The sequence below is a fragment of the Mesorhizobium sp. M1328 genome (assembly GCF_040318075.1).
Lineage (GTDB): Bacteria > Pseudomonadota > Alphaproteobacteria > Rhizobiales > Rhizobiaceae > Mesorhizobium.
This window is the reverse complement of record NZ_JAMYLO010000008.1, coordinates 1-19,148: the sequence shown is the minus strand read 5'-3', so window position 1 is coordinate 19,148 and position 19,148 is coordinate 1. Positions and strand designations below refer to the sequence as shown.

The window sequence follows — 19,148 nt, the reverse complement described above, 5'->3', positions numbered from 1 at the left end:
GTTGAGCCTGCCCGTCCCATGACAGCCGTACGATGTGAGGCTAGAGCGAGCAATAATCCCGAAGGGCTATGTCTTTAGGCATAGGGATCGGTAACTCATCACCGGCGCGCCATTAGCGACGTCCCGGACTATCCCAGCCTTGCCCGAGCCTTCGCCGTCCAGGCGTTGAACAGCCGGTCGGCGACGATGCCGATGAAGGCGATGGCCAGGCCGGCGACGATGCCGCGACCGGAATCGGCCTTGGACAGGGCGATGAACACCTCCTGGCCGAGATCGCGCGTGCCGACCATGGCGCAGATGATGATCATCGCCAGTGCCATCAGGATGGTCTGGTTGACGCCGAGCATTATCTCGGGCAACGCCAGCGGCAGCTGCACGCGAAAGAAGGTCTGGCGCCTGGTACAGCCGGAAACCTTCGCCGCCTCGATCAGCGCCGGCGGCACCTGCCGGATGCCGTGATTGGTGTAGCGGATGGCCGGCACCACGGCGAAGGCGACGGTGGCGATCATCGCGGTGACGTCGCCGACTCTAAATAGCATGACCACCGGAATGATGAAGCAGAACGACGGCAGCACCTGCAGCGTGTCGCTGACCGGCGTGACGATCTTTTCGAAGCGGTCGCTGCGCGATGCCATCAGCCCGATCGGGATGCCGATCAGGCAGGCGATAAAGGCCGAGATGCCGCACAGATAGACCGTCGCCATGGTCTTTTCCCAAAGGCCAGTGACGGCGCAGAACGCTGTCAATGCCGCGACCAGGGCGGCGAGGCGCAAGCCGCCGAGCTGGTAGCCGGCAAGGCCGAGGAGACACACCGCGCCCAGCCACGGAAAGCCCTCGCAGAAGGCGCGCACCGGGTTCAGCACGTTGAGGATAAGCGCCACGCGGAACGCTTCGATCGTGTCGAAGAAGTTGATGGTGATCCAGTTCACCGCCGCCTTCCACAAAGGCGCGGTGGTGAAGGTGATCGCCTTCGGCACCGCGGCGAAGGCCGGCACGAACAGGCCGAGCAGCGTGGTGACGGCGAGGATGGCGACGGCCAGCGTCAGGTTGGGATAGCGCCGCCAGAAGCTGGTGCCGGGCTGATGGCGGACATTGCCCTTGGCGTGATTGTGGGCGATCGCCTGGCTCAGCCGGTCGAGTGCAATTGCCAGTGCGACGATCGCGAGGCCAGCTTCCATCGCCTCGCCGACCTTGAGCGCGCGCAACGCCAAAAGCACATCATAGCCGAGCCCACCGGCGCCGATCATCGAGGCGATGATCACCATATTGAGCGCCAGCATGATGACCTGGTTGACGCCGACCATCAATGTCGGCCGCGCCGACGGCAACAGCACCCGCCACAGTTTCTGCCGTGCCGTGCAGCCGGCCATCTCGCTGAAATCGTCGATCTCCGACGGCACCCGCGACAGGCCCAGCATCGTCGCCCGCACCATTGGCGGTGTCGCGAAAATTGCCGTCGCGATCATTGCCGAAACCGGGCTGTTGCCGAACAGAAGCAGCATCGGGATGAGATAGGCGAAGGTCGGGATCGTCTGCATCAGATCGAGGGCAGGGGAGATCAACAGCCTCTCCACCCAAGGCTTGCGCCATGCCCAGATGCCGGCGAACAGCCCGGTGACAATGCAAAACGGTACGGCGATCGAGATCAAGCCCAGCGTCAGCATGGCGCTGGTCCACTGCCCGAACAGCGCGGTGTAGAGAAAACAGCCGCCGACCAGCGCACCCAGCTTCCAGCCGCCGGCGGCGCGCCCCGCAAGGTAGGCGGCAGCGCAGACGCCGACCCAGGACAGCCGCGGCAAGACGATCATATTCCCGCCATGGCCGATCTTGAAATTCTTGGCCAGAAGACTGAGCGCGAAATCGAGCGGCACGCCGAGCACCGCGGTGATCGAGCGGGTCAGCCAGGAGAAGTTCGACTTCACCCAGTTCATGAGCGCACTGACCCAGTCGGCGACAGGAACGGTCGAGTCGGCCGGGTAATTGACCGCCCAGGGCAGGCTTTCCTGCAGCAGGAAGACAATAAGCACGGCGGCGAGCGCGCAGGCCCAGATCGCCAGCCAGGTTTGAACCGGCCGGGGCCTCGCTGCGCTGGCGCTTGCCGTGACCGTCATGCGCCGGACCCACGACGCTCGATGCCTGCCAGAAGATCGATCACCGCTTGAGGCGTGACTTCGCCGATCGGCTTGCCGGTGCCGTTGACCACCGCGAACGGTTTGCCGGCGGAGACGATATCAGCCGAAAAACTTGATACCTTGGCATCCGGCGCGACCACACCGCCATGTTCGGCGCCGTCGCAGGCGCGCATCAGGCTGCGCGCCGATATCACCTTGGCGCGATCGACGTCGCGGGTGAATTCGGCGACATAGTCGGTCGCCGGGTTGACCACCAGCTCTTCCGGCGTGCCGATCTGGATGACCTCGCCGTCCTTCATGATGGCGATCCGGTCGGCCAGCCGGATGGCCTCGTCGAAATCATGGGTGATGAAGACGATGGTCTTGTGCAGCATGGTCTGCAGCCGCATCAGCTCGTCCTGCATCTCGCGGCGGATCAGCGGATCGAGGGCCGAGAACGGCTCGTCGAGGAACCAGATTTCCGGCTTCGTGGCGAGGCTGCGGGCGATGCCGACACGCTGCTGCTGTCCGCCGGAAAGCTCGCGCGGATAGAAATGCTCGCGGCCGCGCAAGCCGACCAGCTCGATGACCTCGCGAGCCCGCTTTTCGCGCGTCGGTCGGTCCTGCCCCTGGATGCCCAAGGGAAAGGCGATGTTCTCCAGTACGTCGAGATGTGGCAGCAAGGCAAAATTCTGGAACACCATGCCCATGCGATGGCGTCGCAGCTCGATCAGCGCGGCATCGGAAATCTTGAGCAGGTCCTTGCCTTCAAACTCGACCTTGCCGTGGGTCGGCTCGATCAGCCGTGACATGCAGCGCACCAGCGTCGATTTGCCGGACCCGGAAAGTCCCATGATGATGAAGATCTCGCCCTGGCGGATTTCGAGATCGACCGCGCGCACCGCGCCAACCAGTCCGGCCGCGGCGATGTCCGCCGTGCTGGCCTTGCCGTCGCGCCGGCGGATGAAATTGGCCGCGTCCGCCCCGAACAGCTTCCAGACATTGCGACAGGCAAGCTTTATCGGGCGGGCATCGTTGCCCGCTTTCGCCGCCTGTTCAATCGTATCGGTCATGCGATCGTCCTTCTGGAACACGGGATCGAGACCCGGCCACGAATGGCCGGGTCGTCGGATTTCCAGTCAGACGGTCACTCGGCCCAGGCTTTCCAGTCGGCTTCGTGGGCGGCGATCCAGGCGGCGGCGACGTCTTCCGGCGTCTTGCCTTCGAGATCGATCTGGCCGCTCATCTTGTTGAGCTCGTCGGTATCGACCGTATAGTTTTTCGCGACCTTGTAGGCGACCGGCCATTTGTCCTTCATCCCGGCCCAGGAATATTTCCAGATCTCGCCATGCGGCTTACCGCAGTCATATTTCGCGTCGGGGTTCACACCCCATTTCGGGTCGGTGTAGCACTCTGTCGTATAGTCAGGGAATTCGACCCATTCGCCCTTGTATTTGGCCGGCGCCCAATGCGGCGAATAGATCCACAGCATGATCGGCGCCTTGCGCTGATAGGCCGAGTCCAGTTCGGCGAACATCGCCGCATCGGTGCCGGCATGGATGACGGTGAAGGGCAGTTTCAGCGCCTCGACGCGTTCGTCGTCAAAACCTTCCCATGTCACCGGGCCGCCGAGATAGCGCCCCTTCGGTGTGGTTTCGGCCGTCGAAAAGGCCTCGGCGCATTTCGGGTCCTTCAGCGCCTCCCAGTTCGGCAGGCCGGGGCATTTCTCTTTCATATATTCGGGAAACCACCATTCTTCCTTGGCCTTGGGTCCGAGCTTGCCGAGGCGTTCGGTCTGGCCCGTCGCGTCCGAGGCCTTCATCGCCTCGCCGGCCGTCGTGTCCCAGAATTCCAGGCCGACATCGATGTCGCCATTGGTCAGGCCGGTGGTCAGGCTGGAGAGATAGTCGGCGGTCGGATACTCGACGGTGTAGCCGAGCTTTTCGAGGATGCCGCCGAGGATCTTGGCGTTCAGATTGACGCTGGTCCAGTCGAACAGCGCGATCTTGATCGGGTCGTTGGATTCCGGCGCCGCCGCATAGGCCGAAGGTGTCAGTGCACTTGCGGCGACAAGTGTTAAGGCTCCCATTGAGAAATTCGAAATCATGCTCCGAAGTGACATGCTTGTTCTCCTGTCAAGCTCTGGTGGAAATTATCGTTAGTTCCCTTCTTGCGTCTTTTTTTGATTGTGTTGGAAAAGCTGGTCGTTGCGCAAGGCCGTAGGCGCCACAATGCTGCCGAAGCGGATGCCGGCGCAAAACGGGGTGGTGCCCAAATTGGTGAAGATGTGGCGCGGGACCGGCCGCGTCATGACTGCTGAAGGATTGCTGCCGAAGCAGTCATCCGCGGATCGATCGCCGGTCTTGAGGTAAAAACCATCAAAGTCCCATGATCTCGGCTGTTGGCTCGGCAACTCGCCCAGAGCCACTTTCATGAGATGAAATTATATATACCAACGTTCATGTCGCGCAACGATTAACGCCGGTGCCAATTTCACGGCCCGTCTTTTTGCATGGACCCGTAGATGGGTTTGAAAAAAGCCAAGGTTGCCAGTCATCCCTTATGCGAGCCGCGAGGCCAGGGTACCGATACAATGCAGCAGACCAAAGCGCCTTACTTCTTTGCGAACCGCGGTATCGCCACCGGCTTCTGACCTTTTCAACACCAGATCATATCCGAGGCTTTCATGACCCTGAACAGACTGCGCATCGCCGTGCTCTTTGGTGGACGTTCCGCCGAGCATGACGTTTCGGTGCTTTCAGCAACCAATGTCATGCGGGCTCTGCTGCCCGCCAAATACGATGCCGTCCCAATCTTCGTCACGCGCGAAGGACAGTGGCTGCTGAGCAGCTTCCAGGATGGTACGCTCGCAAAACCTGCGGGCGGCACGCAAGTTTGCCTCGTTCCGGGTGGGCGCGGACGGATGATGGCGATCCCGGCCGACGGCACGCCCTATGATCTGCCAAAGATCGACATCCTGTTTCCCGTCCTGCACGGCCCTCATGGCGAAGACGGCTCGGTACAGGGGGTGGCCGGGGTGGCTCTGGTGCCGCTCGCCGGCTGCGGCATCCTGGGTTCAGCAACCGCGCTGGACAAGGATATCGCCAAGCGGCTCCTGAAAGCGGCGGGGCTGCCAATCGCGCGCTCAGTGACGATCCATGAAGGTGCGGCACCCGCCCTCGCTACACTGGAAAGCGAACTCGGCCTGCCGTTCTTCATCAAACCGGCGCGTCAGGGATCGTCTGTCGGCGTCAGAAAGATCAATGCCAGCCAGGAATTCGATGGAGCGCTTGCTGAAGCCTTCCGGCACGATTGCAAGCTGTTGGCCGAGGAATTCATTCGTGGGCGCGAGGTCGAATATAGCGTGCTGGAGGACCCGGCAGGCGACCTGTTCGTCTCGCGGCCAGGCGAGATCGTGCCGGCGGAAAGCCACGGTTTCTACAGCTACGATGCCAAATACATCGACGAGAACGGCGCGGTGCTGAAAGTGCCGGCCGAACTGCCGCCGGAGGTCGAGGCAAGCATGCGGGATGTAGCCGCAAGGGCTTTCAGAGCCGTCGGCTGTGACGGGATGGCGCGCATCGACTTCTTCCTGACACCGGACATGCAGTTCTTGGTCAATGAAATCAACACCATCCCCGGCTTCACCGATATCAGCATGTATTCCAAGGCAATGGCGGCAAGCGGCGTCAGCTATTCCGAAATCATCGACCGGCTCGTGGAACATGGATTGGCACGGGCGGGCCGAGCAGCCTGAACGCAGCGAAGCGGCTTTCATATCCCGGTCGATGGTACGTTGGCCCGCGCCGCCGCTCACGACATGATCAGGCCGCCATCAACATTGATGGTCTGGCCGGTGATGTAGGCTGCATCGTCACTGGCCAGAAAACTGACCAGGCCGGAGACATCCTCGCCGCTGCCGGCGCGGCCCATCGGGATGTTCTTCACCCATTCGGCCATCAGCTCGCCGGGCTTGTAGTCGCCCATCAACTTGCCCCATGCGGCATCGTTATAGGCCCACATGTCGGTGTCGATGATGCCGGGGCAGATCGCGTTGACGGTGATCTTCTCCTTGGCCACTTCCTTGGCGAGGCTCTGGGTGATGCCAACGACGCCGAATTTCGAGGCCGCATAATGCGGCGTGTAGATAAAACCCTGCCGCGCCTGGCCGGATGCGGTGTTGATCAGCCGGCCGCCATCGCCATGCTTGCGGATGCGCGCGATCGCCTCCTGGCAGCACAGGAACACGCCCTTGGTGTTGACCGCCATCACCTTGTCCCATTCGGCCTCGGTCATCGCCTCGATCCTGGCGATGGTGATGACACCGGCATTCTGTACGGAGATGTCGACGCGTCCGAACTGTTGCTCGGCCAGGTCGTAGAGGGCAACGACCTCGTCCTTCCTGGTCACGTCCATGCGCAGCGATGCGACCCTGGCGCCCGCAGCCTTCAGATCGGCGGCAACCTCGTCGACGCGCGCGTCGATGGCGCTGACGACGACCGCGGCACCTTCCGCCGCGAAGCGCCTGGCCATTGCCGCGCCGATGCCGCCGCTGGCGCCGGTGATGACCGCCGTTTTTCCCTGGAATCGCTTCTGCATCTTTTCTCCTACCAGCAGACGAAGCCGCCATCGACGATCAGGTCGATGCCGGTGACGAAACTCGCGGCGCGGCTGGCCAGGAACACGGTCGGGCCGACCATCTCTTCCGGCGCCGCCATGCGGCCCATCGGCGTATCGCGCTCGAAGATCCTGACCTGGTCGGCGACCTCCGGCCGCTTGTTCATCGGCGTCAGCGTGTAGCCGGGGCTGACGACGTTGACGCGCAGGCCGCGATCGGCCCATTCCATGGCGAGGCTCCTCGACATGTGGATGACCGCGGCCTTCGACGAATTGTAATGCGCCTGGGTCAGGCCGCGATTGACGATCGAGCCCGACATCGAGGCGATGTTGATGATCGAGCCCTTGCGCCGCGTCAGCATGGCGCGGGCCTCGGCCTGGCAGGACAGGAACACGCCGCTGACATTGACGTCATAGAGCTTCTGCCATTTTTCCAGCGACAGCGTCTCTGCCGGCTCAGCTCCGGCGATTCCGGCATTGTTGACGGCGACCGTCAGCGCGCCGAGTTCCGCCTCCGTACGCTCGATCGCGGCCGCGAGATCGGCCTCTGCAGTCACCGTGCCGGTCAGCACCAGTGCTTTGCGGCCCAATGCGGTGATCTGGTGTGCGGTCTCCTCCAGCCCGCCTTTGGAGGCGTGGCCGAAGCAAGCGATGTCGGCGCCGGCCTCGGCCAGCCCAATGGCGATTGCTTGCCCGATGCCGCTGCCGGCGCCTGTCACAAGTGCCACGTCACCATGAAGTTCGAATAGTTTCATCGTCGGTCCCTTTGCTCCAACCGCCGTCCTCCGGAAATAAAGGGGCGCCAACTCTGTTGCTGGCGCCCCGCGCGGTCTGGTGCCTGGGAGGATACCACCTGCTGCGCTTTGTTTCGATGGGCTGTCCTAGCTCGTGGCGAGTTCCATCACAGCGACATTGCTTGCTTCGCTGCGGTCAAGAATGCCGCGTTGCCGGCCGCGGCTCAGCACCAGCACACGATGCGACAGGCCGAGCACTTCCTCGAGGTCGGAGCTCACGACCACCACCGCCATGCCGGAACGGGCAAGGTCGGCGATGACATCATAGATCGCGGCGCGTGCACCGACGTCGATGCCGCGCGTCGGCTCGTCCAGAATGAAAACCTTGGGCGGGCGCGACACCCATTTGGCAATGATCACTTTCTGCTGGTTGCCGCCGGAGAGCTTGCTGACCGCCTGGTTCGGCCGTCCCTTGACGCCGAGCCGGCGAATACCAGCCTCGGCGAATTTCTGCACCGCCTTCGGGAACACCCAGCCATTCGGCGCGACATGGTCGAAATTGCCGATCGCCAGGTTCTCGCCGATCGTCTGGTCGAGCACCACGCCTTGCGCCTTGCGGTCTTCCGGTACCAGAACGACGCCGGCCTTGATCGCCGCCGCCGGGCCATTGAGATGCACCGGCTTGCCGGCGACGCGCACCGATCCCGATGAGATCGGATCGGCACCGGCGATCGCCCGCACCAGCTCCGTGCGTCCGGCGCCGATCAGCCCGGCAATGCCGAGGATTTCGCCGGCCCGCACCGAAAAGCTGACATTTTGGAAGCTGCGTTCCGGCGAGGACAGGTTCTCGACCTCGAGCAGCGTGTCGTTGCCCGGCGCCGATACCGTAGGGAACATCCGCTCGACACTGCGGCCGACCATCTGCTCGACGACAGTGCGCACCGGAATGTCGGCGCGCTCGTGCCGGGCGACGATGCGCCCGTCGCGCATCACCACCACGCGGTCGGCGATTTGGGCGATCTCGTCCAGCCGGTGGCTGATATAGATGAAGGACATGCCTTCCGCCTTGAGCTTGCGGATCTGCTGGAACAGAAGTTCCGTCTCCTCGCCGCCGAGGGCTGCCGTTGGTTCGTCGAAGATCAGCAGCTCGGCATTGAGCGTCAGCGCCTTGGCGATCTCGACCTGCTGCTGGGCGGCGATACGCAGCGTGCGCACCTTGCGCTCGGGCGAGACATCGAGGCCGAGACGCTTCAACTGGGCCGATGCCCGTGCATTCATTGCCGCGCGGTCGATGCGGCCGCCACGCATCGGCAGGCGCCCGACATAGACGTTTTCGGCGACCGACAGATCGGGCAAGAGCTTCAGCTCCTGATGGATCATGCCGATGCCGGCGTCGATCGCCGCTGCAGGATTGGCGGGGGAATAAGGGTTCCCCCGCCAGGTGATGGTGCCGGCATCGGGCTTGGTCGACCCGGCGATGATGTTTGAGACAGTCGATTTGCCGGCGCCGTTTTCGCCAAGTAGCGCCACGACCTCGCCCGGCCGCACCTCGAAGCTCGCATCGGCCAGGACCTGTACCGGCCCGTAGCTCTTGCAGAGGCCGCTGACGACGAGCCCGCTATGGAGGCTGTGCGTGTGGCGAGGATCGGTGGACATCGTTGCGCTCGTCGACTGCCGGACTGGTCTCAATCAGGGATGCTTGGCGATGAACTGCTCGACATTGTCCTTGGTGGTCAGCGTCGCATCCTGCAGCTGTTCGGCGGGAATGGTCTCGCCGGCCACCAGCTTGATTGCTGCATCGACGGCAAGCCGGCCCATGCCTTGGGTCTGCTGCGTCGCGGTCACGTCGAAGACGCCGTCCTTCAGTGCCTTGAGCGCCGCCACGTCACCGTCGAAGCCGGCAACCCAGACCTTGTGGCCGGGATTGGCGACCTTGACGGCCTGCGCCGCACCGAGCGCCAGCGCATCGGCCTGGCCGATGACGATCGACACATCGGGATGCGACTGCAACAAATCCTGCGTCAGCTTGAAGCCTTCGTCCTGGTGCCAGCCTTCGCTCCACAATTCGCCGACCACCTTGATGTCGGGACAGCCCTTCAACGCTTCGCCGCAGCCTTTCGAGCGGTCGACCTCGGGCGTCGTACCCTTCTGGCCGTGGATGATGATCAACTCGCCCTTGCCGCCGGCCTGCTTGGCGATGTAGTCGCAAACCGCCTTGGCCGATGCCACGCTGTTGGTGGCGATGAAGGTGTCGCCGGGTGCGCCGTCGGCGTTGCGGTCGACATTGATGACCGGGATGCTGGCAGCCTTGGCGGTCTTGGTCGGCACGGTGGCGGCTGTGGCGCCGGCCGGAATGTAGATCAGCGCATCGATGTTCTGCGTGATCAGGTCCTGCACCTGGCTGACCTGGGTCGCCGAATCGCCCTTGGCGTCGACGGTGACGACCTCGATGCCCTTTTCCTTGCCGTAGGCTTCGACGGACTGCTTGATCTGGTTGAAGAAGTCGGCCTGCAGATTGGCGACGGCGAGGCCGAGCTTCTTGGCCTCTTTGGCCGAGGCCATGTCGGACAGACCAAGCAGCGGGATGACGGCCGCGGCGGCAAGCAGCAATGAACGTTTGGTCAGCATGTTTATTCCTCCGTTGATGTTCAATCTGTCCTGCCCGCGCATCGCGGCGCCCCTTGGCCGAACAACTCCCAGTTTCGGATCACCGATCCGTTTTCGCCCGAATATCCGGGTGAATCTCATTGAGCCCAATTCTTCATTGTGCCCCATTCTTCATTGTGCTCGGCGGCGCCAGGTGTCGGTGGCCACCGCCAGCGCGATCACCACGCCGATAACCACTTGCTGGATGAAGGGCGACACGCCGAGCAGGTTCAGCCCGTTGCGCAGCACGCCGATAATGAGGACGCCGATGGCGGTGCCGCCGATCGAACCGACGCCGCCCGACAGGCTGGCGCCGCCGATCACCACTGCCGCGATCGTGTCGAGTTCGTAGCCGAGGCCGGAGCTTGGCTGGACGGAATCGAGCCGGGCGGCAAGCACGATGCCGGCGAGACCGGCGAGCACGGCGCAGATCGCATAGACCCAGTTGGTCAGCGACTTGACCGGTATGCCGGAAAGCCGGGCGACTTCGGCGCTGCCGCCGATTGCGTAGAGGCTGCGTCCGGTGGCGCGATAATTCAGGAAGATCGCGAAAATGACGGCAAGCACGATCATCAGCCCGACGGTGACCGACAGGAAGCCGAAATGGCGGATGATCGACAGGCTGGTGAACCAGTCGGGAAAGCCGACGATCTGCGAGCCGTCGGTGATCATGTTGGCGAGACCGCGCGCCACCGACATCATCGCCAACGTGGCGATGAAGGGCGGCAGCTTGGTGACCGTCACCAGCAGGCCCGAAACCAGCCCGCAAAGACCAGCGACGACGAGGGCTGCGGCGATGCCGACCGGCAGGCCGAGATTGAGATAGTCCGGATGGGCGACGAAGCCCATCACCATGGAAGCCAGCGCCAGCACCGAGCCGACGGACAGGTCGATGCCGCCGATCAGGATGACCAGCGTCATGCCGATCGCCATGATGCCGAGCACGGTGACCTGGTCGAGCACGTTGAGGATGTTGCGGACAGTCAGGAAGGTGTCGGTAGTCAGCGAGAGCGCCAGGCACAGCAGAACCAGCCCGATCAGCGGGCCCATGGTTCCGGCAAAGACAGCCGAAAACCTTGTGCCCGCCGTAGCCTGCGCGCCAGAGCCTGCCTTCAACTCGCTTGCGTCGTTGCTCACAGCCACTTTGTCTCCTCCACAGCAATCCGGCGCTGCATCACCGGGCCACTTTGTTCACCAGGCCCCTCCCTGTGAACAATTTATCTTTAGTATGCAATTTTGTTCAGCTAAACTGTTCGTCGGAAAATTGTCAAGGCCTGCCGCTTCATTCGACGACGGGTTTGCGCTGTCCGCCGGTTTGCCTTACGCAAGGTCTCCGAAATCTTGGGCATTTCGAAGTCGCCGGATTGGAATATCGTGAGCAGAGCCGGCGGCTGCGGCAAGGCAAACAGATGACGATCGTAGAGAACGAAAGAGCCTCGCGCTTCCCCGACGCCGAACTCAAGGCCCGCGCCGCCTGGCACTATTATGTCGAGGGCCTTACACAGGAGCGGATTTCCGAAATTCTCGGCGTCGGCCGCATCAAGGTGCATCGCATTCTCTCCGCCGCCCGCGAAGAGGGTGTCGTCCAGTTCCGCATCCGCGACAGCGTCGTCGAATGTGTGATTTTGGAGGAAAGCCTGAAGCAGCGGTTCGGCCTCAGCCAAGCTGTTGTGGTACCGTCGGCGGCCGACCGAAGCAACGCGCCGCTGATGATCGGCCACGCCGCCGCCGCCTACCTGGCCGACCACGTGAATGCCGGCGATGTTATCGCACTGGGCTGGGGGCGGACACTGAAATTCGCCATCAATGAATTGCCGCGGCGGCCCATCGCCAGGACGACGGTAGTTTCGATGCTTGGCGGCCTGACCCATGCCCAGCCGCTCAACCCGACAGAAAGCGCCTGGGATTTCGCCGAAAAGATCGGTGCGGAGTGCTTCCTGCTGCCGGTGCCGGTCTATGCCGACAGGCCGGAGCAGCGCGACGCTTTCATGAGCCAGCGCAGCGTTCAGGACGTCGTCTTCCGAGCACGCCGGGCAAACATCGCCGTGCTCAGCGTCGGCTCGTTTTCCAACGACAGCCCGATCGCCAATTACGGCTTCATCAAGCCCAGCGAACTCGAGGAACTGCAGGCGGCCGGCGCCGTCGGCGATATTCTGTGTCATTTCATCGACGCCGAGGGCCGCCCGGTCGACCACGAGGTCAACCGCCGCGTCTGTGCCTATCCGCTGCAGGATCTATCGGATATCCCGAGCATCATCCTGGTGTCGGGAGGCAGCGAGAAGGTTGCGGTGATGCGGGCTGCACTCGCCAACACCAAGGTATCGGTTCTGATCACCGACGAAGACGCGGCCAAGGGCCTGCTCAACCGCTAATGCATGTCGCGCAAAAGTGTGCAGCGGTTTTGCGGTAACGACATGCATCAAAACAAGAATCTAAAGCGCATCGCATGAGGCCGGTCGAACGCGACGCGCTTTAGATCCGGCTGAGAGCGCCGAGGCGGGTGTGGATGTCGCGCGTCGCCTGATAAAGATCGCGGTAGATTGCCTTGCGGTCGCGATAGCCGGCGACAAGTCCGTCGACCGGATCGACATGCCTGGTGGGAGTGGCGGCCATTGCCTTCGCGGCGGCTTCCGGCGAGGCAAACCAGCCGACGGCGGCAGCCGCCAGCATGGCAGCGCCGAGTGCGGCGGCCTCGTTGACCGGCGAAACCGAGAGCGGCCGCTCGAGCACGCTTGCCATGATCTGCATGAGCAGCGCGCAATTGGTGCCGCCGCCCGCGGCAATTATCGCTGCCGGTCTGCCGCCGGCCCGGGCTTCCATGGCCTCGGTGGCAACGGCCTGCTCGAAGGCGATGCCTTCCAGGACAGCGCGGAAGAGATGCTCCGGCCGGTGGTCCAGCGACAGGCCGACAATGGCGCCGCGTGCCGCACCGTCCCAATACGGGCTCATGACGCCGGCCCAATAGGGCATGATGAGCAGGCCCTCGCTGCCCGCGGCAACATCCAGCGCAGCTTTCTCCAGCGCTGCCGCCGACGGCGAACCGGTCGTGCGAACGATCCAGTCGACCAGCTGCATGCCCGAGCGCAGCACGGTCTCCAGCATGAAACCGGACCCGGTCGGCGAGACCAGCGTTCGAAAGGCGTCCGAGGTTTTCACCTTGCCGGAATAGCAGCCGCTGACCACGCCGGAGCCGAGCGAGAGATAGCTCTTGCCCTCGCCATAGACACCCATGCCGAGGCCCATAGCTTGCCCGTCACCCGCTCCTGCCACAACCGGCGTGCCAGCCTCCAGGCCGGTCAGCTGCGCCGCGGTTGTGGAAAGCCCGCCGCAAATTGCGCCCGGCGCGACCAGCTCGGGCAATTGCTCCATCTGCAGTCCGGCGGCCGCAACGAGACGGGGATGCCAGGTACCTTTCTCGACGTCGAGCAACCCGAGCGGATCCGCACTTGCGGTGCTGGTGACCAATCGCCCGGTCAGCCGCTGAACGAAGAAGCCGTGCACGTCGACCGCCGCCGCTGCCTGGTGAAGCACCTGGGGCTGGTGTTCGGCAAGCCAGGCAATGGCGTAGAGCGCCGGCGTCGGGTCCGGCGGCTTGCCGCTCCAGTCGCGGATCGCCTCGCGGCCGAGTTCGGCCGAAAGCCTGATAACGTGAGGCCGGGCGCGTTCGTCGAGCCACAGGATCGCAGGGATAAGTGGGTTGCCGGCGCTGTCCACCAGCGTGAAGGTCTCGCGCTGGTGGGCAATGCAGATCGCCGCCACCCGCGCAGCGCCGACCGCCTCGGTGACCTGCTTCAATGCGCCAAGCAGCGCGGTCCACCAATGTTCGGCGTCCTGCTCGAAATGGCCAGGCTTCGGATTTGAAAGCGGATAGGCTTCGCGCGCCTGGAACAGCTCTTCGCCGTCGCGCGTGAAGGCAATTGCCTTCACGGCCGTGGTCGAGGCATCGATCCCGATTACGACATCGTCCATCAGGCGGAGATCCGGCGGGGTCAGGCTGCGTTGGTAGCGAACCGTCCGTCCGATTGGTCGAGACGGCGGCGGATCTGGGTTATCACCATCGAATCGTCGGGTACACAATTTTCATAGGTCAGGAAGTCGCCGGTCTTGAGCGGCTTGACCACCTTGGCGCGTTCGGCAAGGCCGAGCGGCAGGGCGCCGCGGGCGCGAGCATCGTCCCACGTCATGGCGAAGCCGCGATAGTCGTTCTCGCCGATCATGCCGAGCGACTGGCCAACACCAAGATCGCTCTTGGCAACCGCCACCGCCTCGGCGACCGGACGGTCGAGCGGCTCCATGTCGGCGCGCTTGTAGACCACCGCGCGCGCCGCCGACAGCGGCACTTCCAGGCTGGTCAGATGATAGGGCCGGAAGATCGTGAAATAGGGGCCTTTGCCGACCTTGAGGTCGATCATGCGCTCCAGCACGCGCGGATGCCGGGTCTCGATGATGCAGAACACGCCGGGCGCGACGCCTTTGCCGATGGAATAGTCGACCACGCCCTTGCGATGCAGCACGCCGCCATTCTCGCGCGGGCAGAGCACGCTGGCCAGTTCCTCCAGCGTCGCGGTTGGGCCGTGCATGCCCGGCACGTCGGGCACCAGCCCGGTCGCATTGGCGATCGCCACCATTTCGATCGCCGTCTTCGAGCCGTCGACGAATTCGACCAGCATGCGCGCATTCATGTTGCGCTCGGCCGCCTCCTTCTCGTAGTCGGCCGGCATGGCGTCGATCTTCAGCGGATTGTTCTTGCCCTTGCCGGCGGCGATGATGTTGAAGCCGAGGCTTTTGGCAAAGCCGATGATCTCCAGCGTGCAGGCGGGCTCGTCGCCGGCCGCACCGGTATAGACGACGCCAGCCTTGCGTGCCTCCTCCTTGAGGAAGCGGCCGATGGTGATGTCGGCCTCGACATTGAGCATGACGATGTGCTTGCCATTCTTCATCACTTCGAGCGCGAACAGCGTGCCGATATTGGGATTGCCCGTCGCGTCGATGATGACGTCGATACGGCCGGCCGCCGCCAGCGCATGCAAATCTTCGGTCACCGCGATCTTGCCGGCCTCGATGGCGCGGTCGATCGCCGCCGCATTGCCGGCCTGGACGATGTCGGAACGGTCGTGGCCAGCGAGCAGCGCCGCGTCGATCGCTGCCTGCGGCCTGACTTCGGAGATGGCGCCGATCCGCATGCCCGGCATCAGCGCGACCTGGACGACGATGTCGGTGCCCATCTGCCCGGCGCCGGCAAGCCCGATGGTGATCGGTCCCTGCTGTTCAGCGCGCTGCAGAAGTTCCGCTGCAAATTGCGGATGGGACATGTCGCTTCCTCCAGTTCCTGACGCGCCGCAGCGTCCAAATCAGTTTTGAACATTTCTATTTCCAAATGAAAAATATTTCAACCGGCAATTGGGCATTGTCGCTCTGCAATCGGCCGAAGACGATTGGATGAGCGGTCAATCCACACGGCCGTGCCTCTGCAGTCAGAAGGACGCGGCATATTCAGGTCGATTGGGTGCAGCCTTATTGCGCTCAGCTGCCGATCTCGAAGAAGGGCGCGCCGAGCAGGTCGGGAACGACATCGATGCCAAGTCCCGGCCCGTCCGGAATGCCCATGCGGCTTCCCGAAACTGGCGGCATGTTGGATGCGGTGCGCACCGTCACCCATTCGTGAAAGGCGATGGCGTGCAGCCGGCGCTCCTCCGGCGTCGACAGCGACAGATGCGCCATGGCCGATGTGTCGATCTCGGCGCCGCCAGTGTCCTCGACCGTGATCATGAAGCCCAGGTCGACGGCAAGGTCGCGGATCTGGCGCGTTTTGGTTACTCCTCCGAGCCGCGAGATCTTCAGCGTCAGCCCGTCGGCGGCGCCCTTGCGATGGATGTCGAGCATATCATCCAGCGAGGCGACGGATTCGTCGAGCACCATCGGCTTGTCGAGCGAGCGGCGCACCGACAGACATTCGTCGATCGTCGTGCAGGGCTGCTCGAACGTATAGTCGATGGTGCGCGTCGCATCCACGAACTGGCGCGCCTGGTAAGGGGTCCAGCCGGCATTGGCGTCGCAGAAGATGACGGTGCCTTTCGGCACCGCGGCGGCAACGGCTGTGACGCGTTCGATGTCGTCATGGACGTTGCCGCCGACCTTGACCTGCAGCCGGTGAAATCCTTGGTCGACGATGTGCTTGGCGAGTGCTGCCATCGCGTCGACCGTGCCGTGGGTGACGACCTTGTAGAGTTCGGCAGTCTCGCTTTCGCGTCCGCCAAGCAGTGTCACCAGCGGCACGTCGGCGGCGCGCGCCGCAAGATCCGAGCACGCCATGTCGAGCGCCGACTTGATGTAGGGATGGCCCTTGAACACGGTATCCATCAGCCTGTTGATACTGGCAAGCCCGCGTGGATCATGGCCGATGAGATACGGCGCGATCTCGACGACACCGGCGCGCGTACCGGCGGCGAAGGCCGGCGAATAGAAATTGCCGAGCGGCGCCATCTCGCCCCAGCCGGTGAGCCCGCTATCGGCGGTGACGGCGACGATCACCGCGTCGAACGCATCGGCGACGCGCCCCTTGGACATACGATAAGGCCCGTCAACGAAGGGCTGGACGACATGGTAGGCTTCAATGGTTTTGATCTGCACGTTTTCTGTCCGTTATCTGCGATATTAAGGGTGGCCCACCAAACTTATCGGGCTCATCAGGCGGTTTCGGGCCGGCCGCGGGTCAGACTTGCACGACTAGCGTCATTTGAGCCGCGTTGCTCCAGCCCGCGCGCATAGGCGAGCAATGCCTCGAAATCGAAATCGATGTGCTCCTTGGCATGGCGCTGGGCGGCGCGCATGTCGGTGCCCTTGAGCAGCCGCACATAGGTCTCGTGAGCATCTTCGGCAGGCACCGGCTCGTTGCGCGCCCGCTGGTGCAACGCGAAGTACATCTGCAGCCGGCTGGTCAGCCGTTGCCACGTTTCAAGCAGCACCGAATTGTCGGCCCATTCGTGGATCAGGCCATGCAGTTGCAGCGCCGTTTCGATCTGCCGCGTCGTGTCCAGTTCGCGCGTCGCCTGCTTCACCGCCGCATGGCGCCGGTCGAGTTCGTCGAAGAAGCGCTGGTCGCGAAGCGACCAGGTCCGCGCGATGGCGAATTCGTCCAGCACCTTGTTGAGCGAATAGGCATCGTCGATATCCTTGGCGGTAACGTCGATGACGAAGGTTCCGGCGTAGGGGATGCTGGTCAGGATGCCTTCCTGCACCAGTTCGCGCATCGCCTCGCGCAGCGGCGCGCGGCTCACCCGCATCTGCTCGGAAATCCTGAGTTCGTTGAGCTTCTGCCCCGGCTCCAGCTGGCCGGTCAGGATCGCCCGCCGGAGCAGCGCGACGATCTCTGCCCTGCGTGTCGTATCGGCGATCGGATTGAAATCCAGCTTTGCCATCCGGCTGCTCCAGGAGACCAAAAGCGACACAAGCAGATTGTCGACAATCTAACAAGAGGAATTTCTGGATTGTCGATCCTGCATGACATTGGCGCTCTTCCGGCCTCAGCCAGCCTGGCCACGCAAGCCTTCCCGCTCGCCTCGCTGAGCGTCAGCTGGCTTCTCGCAGCGGGAAACGGACTGGTGCGTAGCCTTCGCAATGTCCATTGACGACTGGGAAGCTTTGTGTCACTAGCAGTGACATGAATTCACAAATGATGACTCAGAAATACGAGAGCCCGCTGCGGGCAGAGCAGGCGCAGGCGACGCGCGAGCGCATCCTCGCGTCCATTCGAACGATCCTGGAGCAAAATCCATACAGCCTCCTTGGCTTCGATGAGGTTGCCGAGGTTTCGGGCGTGAACCGAAGGACGATCTTCCGCCACTTCCCGACGAAGGAAGCGCTTCTGGAAGCCTTTTGGGCCAGCACCAATGCCTCGCTGGGAGTGCGGTTCTGGCCTGAGCGGGAGCAGGATCTGATCGATCTTCCTCCCGACCTTTTCGCTTCGTTGGACGCAATCGAAGGCGTAGTCAGGGCCTCGCATGCGAGCGCTACCGGGCGCGAGATGCGCCTGCAAGCCAATGGTGAGCGGCAACGTGCCTTTCGGAGCAGCCTTTCGCAAGTCGCAAACGGAATGGACCCGAAGGCGGCGCGCCAGCTTGAGGCCGTGATCCAGCTCCTGTTCAGCGCCACTGCCTGGCAGACGATGAAAGACTACTGGGGTCTTACCGGCCGTGAGGCCGGAGAGGCAGCCGCCTGGGCAATTCGCGCCTTGCTCAATGCGGCAAAATCGCAGCAGGGCGCTGTTCGAAAGGGAAAAAGCAAGTGACTTGGCATAAGACCAAAGCGACGGTCCATCCGGCCGATTCGGTTCAAGGCTTCTGGGTGATGGGCGATCAGGTCGCTGTCCGGGCAAAGCTCGCTGGGACGGCACTCAACGTGATCGACGTCACGGTACCTCCTGGAAGCGGCACGCCGCCCCACACGCATCCTTCCGCGGAAATTTTCCGCATTCTCGAGGGCACTCTCACGATGTGGACGGTGATCGATGGTGTCGCGCAAGAATATGAGGTGGAACCCGGTGATGTCGTCACCATTCCGGGCAACGCGCCCCATGGCTATCGCAATGCTGGTCCCGTGCCGGTTATATTCATGGCGATCGTCGACGACGAGATGATCGCATTCTTCGAAGAGGCTGCATCCAAGGACGCGCCCTCCGGCCCGCCGACCGCTGACATGATTAACCGCGTGATCGAGCTTACCGGACGCCACGGAATCCAGATCCTGCAGGCGGCCTGACCGGCGAAACCGTTGCGCCAGGCTCAGGATTTGACCTGGACGACGGTGCCTTATGCCGCCTAAATCCAGCAGTCCATCCATCCAGGGTCGAAGCGGGCCTTCGCGCGAGTGCTACGTGCAGCCGCGACAAGCCGTCGGCTGGATGGATGGCTCGTTTGCTGATCCACAAACTGCTTTCACAGCTAGAGCGGTTCCCCCTTTGACGGAATCAAAGGGGATTCCAGATTTATCTGTTTTGTGATTCAAGATGCTGGCTGGAGTGGAGGCCAGCATCGGATGACCC

At 63.1% G+C, this 19,148-nt stretch carries 18 protein-coding genes; 5 read left to right on the top strand and 13 right to left on the bottom strand.

Annotation, left to right across the window (positions count from 1 at the left end; all coding sequences use genetic code 11):
• Positions 1 to 128 precede the first annotated feature (128 nt).
• The 4 genes from NKH23_RS16360 to NKH23_RS16345 form a co-directional block, all read right to left on the bottom strand.
• Positions 129 to 2,111, bottom strand: coding sequence for an ABC transporter permease (locus tag NKH23_RS16360; protein WP_353035078.1), 1,983 nt, complete (start codon positions 2,109 to 2,111; stop codon positions 129 to 131).
• On the bottom strand, positions 2,108 to 3,184 hold the full coding sequence (locus NKH23_RS16355) for a quaternary amine ABC transporter ATP-binding protein (RefSeq protein ID WP_352915764.1): 1,077 nt from the start codon (positions 3,182 to 3,184) through the stop codon (positions 2,108 to 2,110). Before NKH23_RS16355 ends, NKH23_RS16360 begins: the two co-directional genes overlap by 4 nt.
• Before the next feature lie 74 nt (positions 3,185 to 3,258).
• The gene (locus NKH23_RS16350) at positions 3,259 to 4,233 is read right to left on the bottom strand and encodes an ABC transporter substrate-binding protein (protein WP_352717960.1); all 975 of its coding nucleotides are present in this window, start codon (positions 4,231 to 4,233) and stop codon (positions 3,259 to 3,261) included.
• Between the two features lie 36 nt (positions 4,234 to 4,269).
• Entirely contained in the window at positions 4,270 to 4,545 is a 276-nt protein-coding gene (locus NKH23_RS16345; RefSeq protein WP_352717962.1) for a hypothetical protein, read from the bottom strand.
• A 90-nt stretch (positions 4,546 to 4,635) separates the two neighbouring features.
• Between NKH23_RS16345 and NKH23_RS16340 the strand changes: the two genes are divergently transcribed.
• Both NKH23_RS16340 and NKH23_RS16335 read left to right on the top strand, forming a co-directional pair.
• Complete coding sequence (locus tag NKH23_RS16340) at positions 4,636 to 4,764, top strand: hypothetical protein (RefSeq protein ID WP_352915767.1); 129 nt, start codon at positions 4,636 to 4,638, stop codon at positions 4,762 to 4,764.
• Positions 4,765 to 4,797: 33 nt separating this feature from the next.
• Positions 4,798 to 5,868 carry a D-alanine--D-alanine ligase family protein gene (locus tag NKH23_RS16335; protein ID WP_352915770.1) on the top strand — a complete coding sequence of 357 codons (1,071 nt, stop codon included), beginning with the start codon at positions 4,798 to 4,800 and terminating at the stop codon, positions 5,866 to 5,868.
• 56 nt (positions 5,869 to 5,924) lie between these two features.
• Here NKH23_RS16335 and NKH23_RS16330 read toward each other — a convergent pair whose 3' ends face one another.
• The 5 genes from NKH23_RS16330 to NKH23_RS16310 form a co-directional block, all read right to left on the bottom strand.
• On the bottom strand, positions 5,925 to 6,710 hold the full coding sequence (locus NKH23_RS16330) for an SDR family oxidoreductase (RefSeq protein WP_352717966.1): 786 nt from the start codon (positions 6,708 to 6,710) through the stop codon (positions 5,925 to 5,927).
• 8 nt (positions 6,711 to 6,718) lie between these two features.
• On the bottom strand, positions 6,719 to 7,483 hold the full coding sequence (locus tag NKH23_RS16325) for an SDR family oxidoreductase (RefSeq protein WP_352717968.1): 765 nt from the start codon (positions 7,481 to 7,483) through the stop codon (positions 6,719 to 6,721).
• 126 nt (positions 7,484 to 7,609) lie between these two features.
• Positions 7,610 to 9,118: a sugar ABC transporter ATP-binding protein gene (locus tag NKH23_RS16320; protein ID WP_352717970.1), complete on the bottom strand. Its 1,509-nt coding sequence runs from the start codon at positions 9,116 to 9,118 to the stop codon at positions 7,610 to 7,612.
• A gap of 33 nt (positions 9,119 to 9,151) precedes the next feature.
• Complete coding sequence (locus NKH23_RS16315; protein ID WP_353035076.1) at positions 9,152 to 10,090, bottom strand: sugar ABC transporter substrate-binding protein; 939 nt, start codon at positions 10,088 to 10,090, stop codon at positions 9,152 to 9,154.
• A gap of 150 nt (positions 10,091 to 10,240) precedes the next feature.
• Positions 10,241 to 11,251: an ABC transporter permease gene (locus tag NKH23_RS16310; protein ID WP_352717974.1), complete on the bottom strand. Its 1,011-nt coding sequence runs from the start codon at positions 11,249 to 11,251 to the stop codon at positions 10,241 to 10,243.
• 266 nt (positions 11,252 to 11,517) lie between these two features.
• On the opposite strand from NKH23_RS16310, the gene NKH23_RS16305 reads away from it, so the two are divergent.
• Positions 11,518 to 12,480: a sugar-binding transcriptional regulator gene (locus NKH23_RS16305; protein WP_031211026.1), complete on the top strand. Its 963-nt coding sequence runs from the start codon at positions 11,518 to 11,520 to the stop codon at positions 12,478 to 12,480.
• 100 nt (positions 12,481 to 12,580) lie between these two features.
• On the opposite strand, the gene NKH23_RS16300 is transcribed toward NKH23_RS16305, so the two are convergent.
• The 4 genes from NKH23_RS16300 to NKH23_RS16285 all read right to left on the bottom strand — a co-directional run bounded on the left by NKH23_RS16300 (position 12,581) and on the right by NKH23_RS16285 (position 17,526).
• Entirely contained in the window at positions 12,581 to 14,077 is a 1,497-nt protein-coding gene (locus NKH23_RS16300; protein WP_352717976.1) for a xylulokinase, read from the bottom strand.
• A 20-nt stretch (positions 14,078 to 14,097) separates the two neighbouring features.
• Positions 14,098 to 15,420 carry an NAD(P)H-dependent oxidoreductase gene (locus NKH23_RS16295; protein ID WP_352717978.1) on the bottom strand — a complete coding sequence of 441 codons (1,323 nt, stop codon included), beginning with the start codon at positions 15,418 to 15,420 and terminating at the stop codon, positions 14,098 to 14,100.
• Positions 15,421 to 15,631: 211 nt separating this feature from the next.
• Positions 15,632 to 16,738: a mandelate racemase/muconate lactonizing enzyme family protein gene (locus NKH23_RS16290; RefSeq protein ID WP_352717980.1), complete on the bottom strand. Its 1,107-nt coding sequence runs from the start codon at positions 16,736 to 16,738 to the stop codon at positions 15,632 to 15,634.
• A gap of 56 nt (positions 16,739 to 16,794) precedes the next feature.
• Positions 16,795 to 17,526 (bottom strand): GntR family transcriptional regulator, encoded by a 732-nt coding sequence (locus NKH23_RS16285; RefSeq protein WP_352717982.1) that lies wholly within the window; start codon positions 17,524 to 17,526, stop codon positions 16,795 to 16,797.
• A gap of 206 nt (positions 17,527 to 17,732) precedes the next feature.
• Here NKH23_RS16285 and NKH23_RS16280 point away from each other — a divergent pair, with 206 nt between their 5' ends.
• Both NKH23_RS16280 and NKH23_RS16275 read left to right on the top strand, forming a co-directional pair.
• Positions 17,733 to 18,395, top strand: a complete 663-nt coding sequence (locus NKH23_RS16280) for a TetR/AcrR family transcriptional regulator (protein WP_352717984.1) — start codon at positions 17,733 to 17,735, stop codon at positions 18,393 to 18,395.
• A 59-nt stretch (positions 18,396 to 18,454) separates the two neighbouring features.
• Entirely contained in the window at positions 18,455 to 18,865 is a 411-nt protein-coding gene (locus NKH23_RS16275) for a cupin domain-containing protein (protein WP_292653907.1), read from the top strand.
• Positions 18,866 to 19,148: the final 283 nt, after the last annotated feature.